At 67.1% G+C, this 10,365-nt stretch carries 10 protein-coding genes and 1 pseudogene; all 11 read right to left on the reverse strand.

Annotated features, from left to right (window positions below):
* Nucleotides 1-254: hypothetical protein (locus VMS22_12300; protein ID HXJ34806.1), on the reverse strand; the 254-nt coding region annotated here is incomplete at its 3' end.
* On the reverse strand, nucleotides 251-1,183 hold the full coding sequence (locus VMS22_12305) for an efflux RND transporter periplasmic adaptor subunit (protein ID HXJ34807.1): 933 nt from the start codon (nucleotides 1,181-1,183) through the stop codon (nucleotides 251-253). The genes VMS22_12300 and VMS22_12305, both read right to left, overlap by 4 nt.
* Nucleotides 1,180-1,902, reverse strand: a complete 723-nt coding sequence (locus VMS22_12310; GenBank protein ID HXJ34808.1) for an ABC transporter ATP-binding protein — start codon at nucleotides 1,900-1,902, stop codon at nucleotides 1,180-1,182. The genes VMS22_12305 and VMS22_12310 overlap by 4 nt, the downstream gene beginning before the upstream one ends.
* A 3-nt stretch (nucleotides 1,903-1,905) precedes the next feature.
* Nucleotides 1,906-3,066 carry an ABC transporter permease gene (locus tag VMS22_12315; protein ID HXJ34809.1) on the reverse strand — a complete coding sequence of 387 codons (1,161 nt, stop codon included), beginning with the start codon at nucleotides 3,064-3,066 and terminating at the stop codon, nucleotides 1,906-1,908.
* 4 nt (nucleotides 3,067-3,070) lie between these two features.
* Entirely contained in the window at nucleotides 3,071-3,472 is a 402-nt protein-coding gene (locus tag VMS22_12320; GenBank protein ID HXJ34810.1) for a hypothetical protein, read from the reverse strand.
* Nucleotides 3,473-3,628: 156 nt separating this feature from the next.
* Complete coding sequence (locus tag VMS22_12325; protein ID HXJ34811.1) at nucleotides 3,629-4,519, reverse strand: VOC family protein; 891 nt, start codon at nucleotides 4,517-4,519, stop codon at nucleotides 3,629-3,631.
* A 44-nt stretch (nucleotides 4,520-4,563) separates the two neighbouring features.
* Nucleotides 4,564-5,458 (reverse strand): annotated as a pseudogene (locus VMS22_12330) (haloalkane dehalogenase).
* Between the two features lie 16 nt (nucleotides 5,459-5,474).
* Complete coding sequence (locus VMS22_12335; GenBank protein ID HXJ34812.1) at nucleotides 5,475-6,083, reverse strand: NAD(P)H-dependent oxidoreductase; 609 nt, start codon at nucleotides 6,081-6,083, stop codon at nucleotides 5,475-5,477.
* A 92-nt stretch (nucleotides 6,084-6,175) separates the two neighbouring features.
* Complete coding sequence (locus VMS22_12340; protein HXJ34813.1) at nucleotides 6,176-6,667, reverse strand: VOC family protein; 492 nt, start codon at nucleotides 6,665-6,667, stop codon at nucleotides 6,176-6,178.
* Between the two features lie 301 nt (nucleotides 6,668-6,968).
* Nucleotides 6,969-8,288 carry an MFS transporter gene (locus tag VMS22_12345; GenBank protein HXJ34814.1) on the reverse strand — a complete coding sequence of 440 codons (1,320 nt, stop codon included), beginning with the start codon at nucleotides 8,286-8,288 and terminating at the stop codon, nucleotides 6,969-6,971.
* 125 nt (nucleotides 8,289-8,413) lie between these two features.
* On the reverse strand, nucleotides 8,414-9,952 hold the full coding sequence (locus VMS22_12350) for a sigma 54-interacting transcriptional regulator (protein ID HXJ34815.1): 1,539 nt from the start codon (nucleotides 9,950-9,952) through the stop codon (nucleotides 8,414-8,416).
* Between the last annotated feature and the right edge of the window lie 413 nt (nucleotides 9,953-10,365).

A 10,365-nucleotide genomic window follows, 5' to 3' on the forward strand; every position in this document is an offset into this window, starting at 1 on the left:
TCGCGCACGCGGGCCTCGGCGTTCTGCACGTCGAGGTTCGCTCGGACCGCCCGGTCGACCAGCGAATCGAGCTCTTCGTCCCCGAACACGGTCCACCAGCGGGAGGGTGTCTCCGGAGCGCCTTCGCCCATCGCGGGGGCCTCGCTCCAGCGTGCCGGGACCTCCACCAGAGGCACGTGATAGTCGGGACCGACGGCACAGCCTGCCACGGCGAGTGCCAGCAGCGCCGCCCTCAGTGCGCCGGTTCTCGTCATGACGCATTCCCCGCGAGCTGCTTTGCCCGCACGGCCTCGAGGGGAGGCGCCTCGATGAACACGTCCATCTGCTGGCCGACGTAGACCGGAAGCGCACCCTCGTCGAAGCTGTAGATCACCTCCAGCACCCGCGTGTCGACGCGCTCGGTCGTGTCGCCGGTGAGCGACTGCTTCGGGATGACGTACGGCTCGAACCGCTCGAAGCGCAGGGTCGTCTTCAGGTCCGGGTTGCCGCGGACGAACGCGACCGCTGCGGCGCCCGGCCGAAAGCGCCACGCATCGTTCTCGTCCACGTCGACGCGGACGTGCAGCCGGGTGTCGTCCCCGAGCAGCATGAGCGGGGTCGCCAGCACGCCCCCCTGGGCGAACTCGCCGAGCCGGGTCTTGATCTGCAAGATTTCCCCCGGCACGAGGGCTCGGATCGTCCGGCGCGCGATCTCGATCTGGGTCTGCTCCACTTGCGCTTTCGCCGCTTCGAGGGCGGCTCCGTCGACTCCCACGGCATCGCGGCGGTTCTGCAGCTCCTCGACGCTGATCGCGCGCTTGTCCGGCACGCTCTCGGCTCGCCCGAGCTGGTGCTTGGCCTGCGCCAAATTGGCCTCGGCCTCCTTCACGTTCGCCTCCGCGACCAGCAGGTTGGCCTGAAGGTCTCGGTCGTCGATCTTGAAGAGAGGGTCGCCAGCGCGGACGTGGTCGCCCCATTTGACGTAGATCTCCATCACGATTCCGGAAACCGGCGTTCCGACGGCGATGTTCTCGGTGCTGGCCTCGATGATGCCCGAACCCGCCACAAAGCTCTCGAAGGGCGCGCGTGCAGGCTGCGCTACCGGCTCGGCGACAGGCTTCGGCTGATTGCCGCGAACAACCGTCGCGACGGCGAAGGCGACGCCGACGACCGCGAGGACCGGGAGCATGTACTTGCGGATCATTGCTGTTCTCCGCGGCCGCGCTGGTCGACGATGCTCTCGATGCGGCCGTCGTCCATGTGAGCGATGCGATCGGCGAAGCCGAAGATGCGCGCGTCGTGCGTGACCACGATGAGCGCCCGCTCGGCGCTCTGGGCGACCCGCCTCAGCAGCTCCATCACGGTCTGCCCGCTTTCGTGATCGAGCGCGCTGGTCGGCTCGTCGCAGACGATGATGCGCGGCTCGTGGACCAGAGCGCGTGCGATCGCGACGCGCTGCTGCTGCCCTCCGCTAAGCTGCGCAGGCAGCGCGTTCGCGCGCGCACCGAGCCCGACGGCGTCGACCACCTCGCGCGCCCGCGCGAGCGCCCGCGCACGGGGCATGCCCTGGATGAGCAGCGGCACCGCCGCGTTTTCGGCGGCCGTGAGCGCGGGCAGCAGGTTGTACGCTTGGAATACGAAACCGATCGTCTCGCCGCGGAAACGCGCGCGCTCGCGCGCGCTCATCGTGCGGAGATCGCGGCCCTGGACGTGAACGTCGCCGCCGTCTTGGTCGAGAATCGCCGCGATCACCGAGATCAGGGTTGTCTTGCCACATCCGGAGGGCCCGACGAGCATCAGGAGCTCGCCTCGACGCACGTCGAGGTCGATGCCGCGCAGCGCCGTCACCTGCGCCTCGCCGGATCCGTACGCCTTGGTGACCCCCCGGCAGTAGACCGCCACGTCTTCGACCGCTGCGTTCATGGATCACCCCTTGAAGACGATCGCCGGCTCGAGCCGCACGACCTTCCAGATGCTGAGGAGCGCCGCGAGCACGCAGATCACGGCTACCGCGCCGCCACTCGCCAGCAGGAGCTGCCACGGCATGCGGAACGCGAGCTCGGTGTTGCGGGTCGCAAACCCCATTGCTGAGGCGGCGCCGACGCCGAGCCCGTAGCCGATCAGCCCGACGATCACGGCCTGGAGCAGGATCATGCGCAGCAAGGTCCCGTTCTGCGCTCCCATGGCCTTCAGCGCACCGAACTGGCGGATGCTGTCGAGGGTGAAGTTGTAGAAGGTCTGGCCGGCCACCGCCGTCCCGACGATGAAGCCGAGCACCACTGCGATGCCGAAGTTGATGGGAATACCCGTGTACTTGAGGAAGTAGTTCACGGTGAGCGTTTCGAAGCCATCGCGGGTGTAGGCTGCGAGGCCGGTCGTGCGCGTGATGCGCGTGCAGAGTTCTTCGAGATCCTGGCCCGGCTTGGCCTTCACCAGGATGAAGGAAAGGAGCAACCGCTCCGGCGGTGCGATGGTGAGCGCGCGCAGGTAGGTCGTGTAGACCACGGGCTGAGACTGGAAGGTGCGCGTGTTGCGCGAGATCCCGACGACGATGGCGCGATGGTCGTTGATCTCCAGCACGTCGCCGATCGCGAGGGGTGTCTTGCGGCCGCCCGGCGCCACGGGCGGCTTCGCGAGTTTGTCGTCGGCGCCCACGACGTCGACGATGACCCCGTCGGCGCGCCGAAGGTCGGCAATCGTGCCCTCCACCATCTCCGGCGGTCCTCCGACCAAGGTCGCGTCGTCGAGGCCAACCACGTTCACGCTCTGGAAGTTTCCGTCTGAGAGCCGAGCCTTGAGCAAACCCTTGTACAGCGGCACCGCCCAGTCGACGCCTTCCACGCCACGCACGCGCAGGAGCTTCGTGTCCTGCATCGGCTTGATGTCGTCGATGAACTGCACCTTCGGATCCATTACCCAGATGTCGGGCTGCCCCAGGTCCGTGATCGCGCCGTAGGTGCGCGTCATCAGGCCGATGAAGATCGCCCCCTGCTGGGTGATGAGCAGCGAGGCAAAGGTGATGCCCAAGATGATCCCGAGGTACTTCGCCCGGTCGCCGATCAGCATCTTGAGCGCCACGAAGTTCATCGGGTCAGCCTCCGTCGCCGCCCCGCGCGACGATCTCGTCGCGGATTGCCGTGGTGAGAACGCCGGTCGCGAGAAGCTCGGTGCCGGCGCGATGCATCCGGGTAAGGAGCGCCTTTCCCGCCGCATCGACGAAGCGAACGTCCACGAGTTCGATCCGTACCGCCTTGTCTCCGCTCGCCTCGCGCGCGCACTGCCAGCAGTGGCGCAGCTCGTCGACCCAGGGGCCCTGAAGCTGGCCCTCGATTCGGAGCACCACCGCGTCGCCTTCGTGCAGCGTCGTGATGCGGAGCATGCCTGTGTGCATCGCAAGGCCCGTGCCGACCGGAGCGGCAGCGAAACCGAGCTGAAACAGGTCTAGAAGCCGCGCCGCACCTTCCTGTGCCGAGTCCGTGCCGGGATCCGGCACGTTCGCCGGATCCGTTCAGCACTTCCGGGCGCGTGGGTCAGCGAGACGCGCCTTCGAAGAGACGGCGCGCGATTGGAGCCTCGCGAAAGGTGCCCGACTGCTCGAGGTCAGGGCGAGAACGGCTGCCACTCGCCTTCGGATGCTGCCACCGACCCGCTATTCGTCCGCGCTGAAGAGCCCCGCATGTCCCCAGCCATTGCCGCCCCCCATCACGTAGCGTTCCGTCGTCCAGCTCGCGGGATCGATCGACCGGAGCTGCCATGCGTACTCGAAGAGCCACCGAGACGGATTCCGGAAGTAGAAGGAAAGCCCTCGGTCGTCGGGATGTCGCCCCAACGACGACTTCGTGATCTTCCGCGCCAGGCACAGGTCGTAGCTCGTTCCGACGTCGTCGAGCGACTGGGTCTCGATCATCAGGTGCTGGATCTTGCGCGGCGACATCGGCACGGAAAAGAAGGCCAACGAGTGATGACGCGGGTTGCAGTGGAGGAAGGTTCCCACCGGAGCGCCGTCTGGAGCCATCACGTAGTCGGAGATCCCGAATCCCAGCGCGCGCACGTAGAAGGCCGCGGCTGCCTGGACGTTTGAACTCAGCAGAACGACGTGACCCAGACCCAGCTCCCCCATGAGAAAGCCGGACAGGGGGCGCGTGGACGTGAAGCGCGGGTAGAGCGAAACCTCGTTGCCGACCGCGAGCTCCATCCGGACGCCGGTGTAGGGGCAGATGAAGTAGGCAAGCTCGAGCACCCGCCGATCCGCCAGCTCGTCGGACCTTCCGGCGTGCACCTCGCTGCCCTGGCTCTCCAACATGCTCGCCGTGGCTTCCAGGGCCTCATGATTCGCGAGCTCCCACCCGACGTAGGCCACATCGTCGGAGGCGCCGGCGTGGATGCTGAGCCGGTGATGTCGCTCATCGCCGCGCAGGTACAGGAGCCGATCCCGGCTGTCGGTGCCGATCTCGAACCCGAGAACCTCGGTGCCGAAGCTCTTCCATGCGCCAAGGTCGGTCGCGTCCACGCCCAGATATGCCAACCTCGATACGCTCATCGTCGACCCTCCTCGCGGCATGCCTTTGTCTGTTGAGATGTGCGTTAGGAGCGGACGGGGCCTCTGAGCCTCCGGACGAAGTCCGCGATCGCTGCACCGATCTCGTCGGGACTGTCCTCCTGCAAGGTATGTAGGCCCTTCACGGTGACTTCCGTCTGGTGGGGCCACGTGCGAACGAGTTCCTTGACGCGGCCGCGGACGATGACGCCGGGCTCGGCAGCGACGAACAGCTTCGGCACCTCGCTCTCGGCCAACCAGCGGAAGTTCTCGCTCACCACCGCCGCGACGTCGGCGGGCTCGCCGTCGAGCGGCAAGCTGCGGGGCCACGACAGCGTCGGCCGGCGGCCCTCTCCCGTGTTCGCGAAGGGCTTCCGGTAGGTTGCCGTCTCCTCGTCGGTCAGCCGTCGCATGACGGCACCCGGGAGCCGAATCTCGATGAAGGCATTGTCCTGCAACACCAGGCGCTCGCCCCGGCGAACGGAGCGCTCGGAAGAAGGCGTGGGCCGGCTCGGGGAGATCCGACCAGCGCATGGGCGCCGCGATGGCTTCCATGTGAACGATGCCCTGCACGCGCGTGGGATGCCGGCGGGCCCACTCGAACCCAAGCGCGGCCCCCCAGTCGTGCAGTACGAGGACCACGCGATCGCCGAGCTCGAGCGCCTCCCACAGCGCGAACAGAAAGTCGCGGTGCTCGGCGTAGCCATACCGATCCGGACCCGACGGGATGAGCTTCTCCGACCCGCCCATACCGATGAGGTCGCATGCGATCAGCCGGCCCAGGCCCTCGACGTGGGGCATGACGTTGCGCCACACGTACGAAGACGCCGGTTGGCCGTGTTGGAACACGATCGCCTCGCCCGTGCCCTCGTCGATGTAGGCCATTCGCCAGCCGTTGACCTCCCGGTACTGGATCGTCCCGTACGGTTTCGCCGCGATCATCGGGCTCGCCTCTCGTTCAAATCGCCTCGGCCGACTGGGCATCAGCCGCACGGACCGGCCGCTGGACGCGGATGGCCTTGAGCGCGGTCGCCCAGGAGATGACCTGGTCGAGCATCGTCGCGACCTCCGCTTCGTGGTGCGGAAGCGGCTTGAAGGTCCTGAAGTGCTCGAAGTCGGTGACGAGCGACAGCATCACCTGGGCGCGCACCGTCGCGAGCATGAGCTCCGATGCCACGAGCCGCAGGTGCTCGACGGCCCGCGCACCGCCGGCGCCGCCGTAGCTCACGAACCCCGCGGCCTTGTTGTTCCACTCGTGGTAGAGGAAATCGAGAGCGTTCTTCAGGGCGCCCGGAATTCCGTGGTTGTACTCAGGCGTCACGAACACGTAGCCGTCGAAGGACGCGATCTTTTCCGACCACGCCCGGGTGTGCGGCTTCGTGTACTTGCCGAACATGGGCGACATTGGCTCGTCGAACAGCGGAAGCTTGTAGTCCGCGATGTCGACGAGCTCAAACTGCGCGTCGGAGCGCTGCTGCGCGATCCGATGCACCCAGCGTGCGACCGCTTCGCTGTTGCGGCCCGGGCGCGTGCTGCCAGTGATGATGGCGATTCTCAGCGGATTCATGGTGGATCCTCCTCGGCGTCCTTGCTGGCGGATCGGCCTGCAGCGAGCCGCCCAGTGACCGATCATCGCGCGGGTCCCTCGTCCCGCGGCCTTCAGTCCCGCTCCGAGCGGGACTCCCCTCGCATCGCTTCCCAAGGAGGACGGCGCTCGATGCCTGCCTCCAATCCGCGTTTGATGATCTCGCTCCGGGCGAGCACGCGGTCCTCGAACGGGACGGTGAGCTCGATGTGGTAGCCATCCGGATCGTCGACGTACATCGACATGCGGATGAGCCCGTGTGCCATCCCTCGCGTCGGGACGCCGTGTGCCGCGAAGTGTGCGAGCCACCTGTCGTAGTCGGCGAGGGCGATGACGTAGGCGTGGTGCTGCCCGCCGCTTCCGGGCGCCGGCTGTCCGGGCCAGGGGGCGTCGTTGGCGGGGAAGAGGTCGATGATCGTTCCGGCGAGCTGCACCGAGAGGAAGCCCTCGCCGAGCGGCAGCTCCTCGGCACCGAGAACCTGGGTGTAGAACCGTCGCGAGCGCTCGGGATCCCGCGCGACGAGGGTCCAGTGGTCGAAACGTTGGATCGGAGGCGTGACTGCCACGACTTGTCCTCCCTACAAACACGCGCGTCGACGATGGCGATCCGCGTGCGGCGAAGGCTGGTGAGAATCGAGTCGACATGGGCCACTCGCATTCGCAAGACGCGTGCCCGGCGCAGCGGCGGCGAGACGCCGCGAGAGGAGGCGCCGCGGCGCCTCGTGCCGGACCCGGTGCCGGCGTCCGGCATTCGTGCCGAGCCCCGGCACGCTTCACCAGGCCGCGTCGAGAGCCGGCGTGCCGCATCGGGAGACCCGTCTCGTCTTCGTGTGATCGGTCCAGAGGACGGAGGTCCCGCCGTCCCTCTCAGCGCGCGGCGGGAGACCCGGAGGGTTTGCCCGCGCCTGCGCCGCCCGGCTGCGTGCGACCGAAGTCCAGACCCGCTTGGCCCTCGACCTGCCTGGCCGAGACCATCCTCTGGATCGGGTACATGAGGGCAATGGTCAGCAGGCCGGCGCCCGCGACCACCGACCCAAGCACGTCGTAGCGCTCCAGAGGGTGTCCCGGATGCTGCACCACGATGAGGCCCGCCACGGCGGCCGCCAGACCCCCTGAAAGCTGGGCGATGGAGCCGTTCGTGGCCATGAAGGCACCGCGATCGGCCAGGTCCGGGACGGCCGAGACCAACGCCTGGCTCGAGATCATGCGCGCGTTGACGGCACCGAAGAGGAGGATGTTAATGGCGATGACCCATCCGAGCGGCGTTTCGCCGAGCCGGCAATAGACCAGTACCAACGCGATGGCCGTTAGGGATCCGAAGCAGAACACGCGGTACCTGCCGATCCTGTCGCTAAGCCTTCCCAACAGGGGCCCGGCGATGAAGCTGGAGAGGCCGGTGGCCAGGTAGACCCAGGGCAGGTGGTCCAGATCGATCTTGAGGTTGTCGACGCTGAAGGCGCTCGCGAAGGGCATGAGCATGAAGCCACCCGTGGCGAGGAACATGGTGGCCAGAAAGGCCCGGAGATAGCGGCCCTGGCGGACTGTCGCCGACAGGTGGGCCAGGGGACTCTCGGTGGTCTGCGCCGCGAGGTGGGAGGTGATGGGCTGGAGCCTTGCCAGGATGACCGCGCCCACGCACGCGCTCACGGCGACGATTAGGAAGAAGGGCGCTTGCCATCCCAGCCGGTTTCCGAGCCAGAGGCCCACGGGCAGGCCCAGCACCTGGCTGGCGCCGAAGGCGCTCTGCACGAAGCCCATCACCCGGCCGCGCGACTGCAACGGAAAGATGTCCGCGACGATCGCCATGCTGACGGATCCGATGACGCCGCCAAACACGCCCGTGAGAATGCGCGCCAACAGGAGGAACCCGTAGGTCGTGGCGATCCCGCACAGCGACGTCCCCAGGATGAAGCCCGTGTAGAAGAAGAGCAGCAGCTTCTTCCGATCGAATTGGTCGGCGAAGCCCGCGGCCAGGAAGCCCGAGATGCCGGCCGAGAAGGCGTAGGCGGAAACCAAGAGCCCGAACTGACGGGTGGAGATGGAGAGGGCCGGCATCAGGAGGGCCCCGAGCGGACCCATGATCATGAAGTCCAGCACGATGCTGAATTGGAGGAAGGCGAGCACGCCGATCACGAGCTTCTGGTAGGTGGTGAAGCCGTGCGGTTGCTGGGTCGCGACGCGGTGCATGCCGGCCACCTCGCAAGGCGCGTGCCGAGCGCGGGGAGGCAAATCGGACCAACAGGAAGACGCGCGCCTCTCCGGCGCCGAAGCCGGTGCCGGGGGTCCGGCACGTTCGCCGAATCCCGGCAGGACTACCGAGCGCGCGTGATCCCGAGTCGCTGCATGCGGTACTGGAGGGTCGTGCGCTTCATCCCCAGACGCGCAGCGGCACCCTTGGGACCACCGAGCACCCAGTTTGCCTCCTCAAGAGCGCGCAGGATGTGCTCCCGTTCGACGCTCTGCAGCGTCGCGTCGTCCTTCTCCTCGCTGGCCACGGGAGGATCGCGAGGTCCGAGCTCGTCAAGCGGCACTTCGAGGGTCCGGCCGGGGGAGAGGATCAGCGCGCGTTCGACGAGATTGGCGAGCTCGCGCACGTTCCCCGGCCACGGATATCGGCACAACGCATCGAGCGTTTCGGCGGGGATGACCTCCACCTGCCGGTTCATTGGGCGGGCCAGCCGCTGCACGAAATACCGGACGAGCGCTGGGATGTCCTCCGGGCGCTCGCGCAGCGGCGGCACGTGGAGCGGGAAGACGTTCAGACGGTAGTAGAGGTCGTCGCGAAACCGGTGCTCCTCCACCATCCGGCGGAGATCCCGATTCGTCGCAGCGATCAGGCGCACGTCGATCTTGATGGTCTTCGTGCTGCCGATGCGCTCGAACTCATGCTCCTGCAGGACGCGCAGCAGCTTCGGCTGAAGGTCGAGCGGGATCTCGCCGACCTCGTCGAGGAAAAGCGTGCCGCGATCGGCGACCTCGAAGCGGCCAACCTTTTGTGCGATCGCGCCGGTGAACGCGCCCTTCTCGTGCCCGAAGAGTTCGCTCTCGAGGAGACCCGACGGAATGGCGGCGCAGTTAATCTTCACAAACGTGCGTTCGCGACGGTTGCTGCGGTCGTGGATGGCGCGCGCGAGCAGCTCCTTGCCGGTGCCGGTTTCCCCGAGCAGGAGCACAGTCGAGTCCGTCGATGCGACGACCTCCGCCTGCTGGAGCGCGCGGCGGAGGGCGGAGCTGTTGCCGATGATCTCCTCGAACGGGTGTTCGGTTTTGATCTCGCTCTCGAGGTAGAGGCGCTCCTCCGCGAGCTTGTTCTTGAGCTGCGCGATCTTCTCGAACGCCATGGCGTTCTCGATCGCCATCGCGACGAGCTTCGCCACCTCGCCCATAAATTCGACCTCATCACCCGCATACGTCATGGGCTTGCGACGGCCGAAAGCCAGCGCGCCGATGCGCGTACGGGCGGTCGTGAGGGGCAGCAGGCACATGCTCACGACGCCGCTCTCGCGGATGCGCGTGATCGCCTCGGGCCAGCGTGTTTCGGCCGCGGTGTCGGCGACGATCAGGGGCTGCTGCGACTCGATGACCCAGCCAAACGGCGTATCTCCGACCCGCACTTCCGCCGGGCCTGGAGCCGCGTTTGCGGGCTCGAGCACCTGCGCCTGCGTGACCCCGCGCTCGGCGTCGTAAAGGAGGAGACCGATCCGGTCGAAGCTCACGACCCTCTGCAGCTCGCCGGCCAACCGGCGAAATAGCTCCTGGGGTTCGCGACAGGAGGTGATCGATTCGGCGACCGAGAGGAGCGCCTGAAACCGTTCGCGCAGCGTCGGGATGTCTGTCGAGCTGATGGCCATCGACACCGGAGAGGCCTCGTCGTTATGCACATAGTGAAGTGAACTTTGTGGGCTGCGTCGAGCAGCTCGCCCGGCGATCGCCGCAACCGTCCTGCTGCCGGTCGAAAAGCGGGCGTGCTCGACACCTCATTGTCCCTGGTCGTTCGTGCTGCTGGGATGGTAAGGGAGGCGCTTCGATCAGTTGCCTTTCGGCTCTCTCAGTCGCTTGAGCGCCGACTCGATCGTCGCGGGCTCGAGCTTCGCGTACTTCTCGATCGAGGTTGTCGTAAAGGAGCGGCGCGCCGGCACCGCAAGAAGGAATGGAAGCCTGAGAGGACGTTGCGGCGGCTTTTCGGCCCAAGCTTGCGCTCGGTCGCGAGCAGGTAGTCCCAGTCCTCGATTGCCTGGGCATCGACATCCGCGAGCGTCTTTCC

The sequence above is a fragment of the Candidatus Eisenbacteria bacterium genome (genome assembly GCA_035577985.1).
GTDB lineage: Bacteria > Desulfobacterota > Binatia > DP-6 > DP-6 > DATJZY01.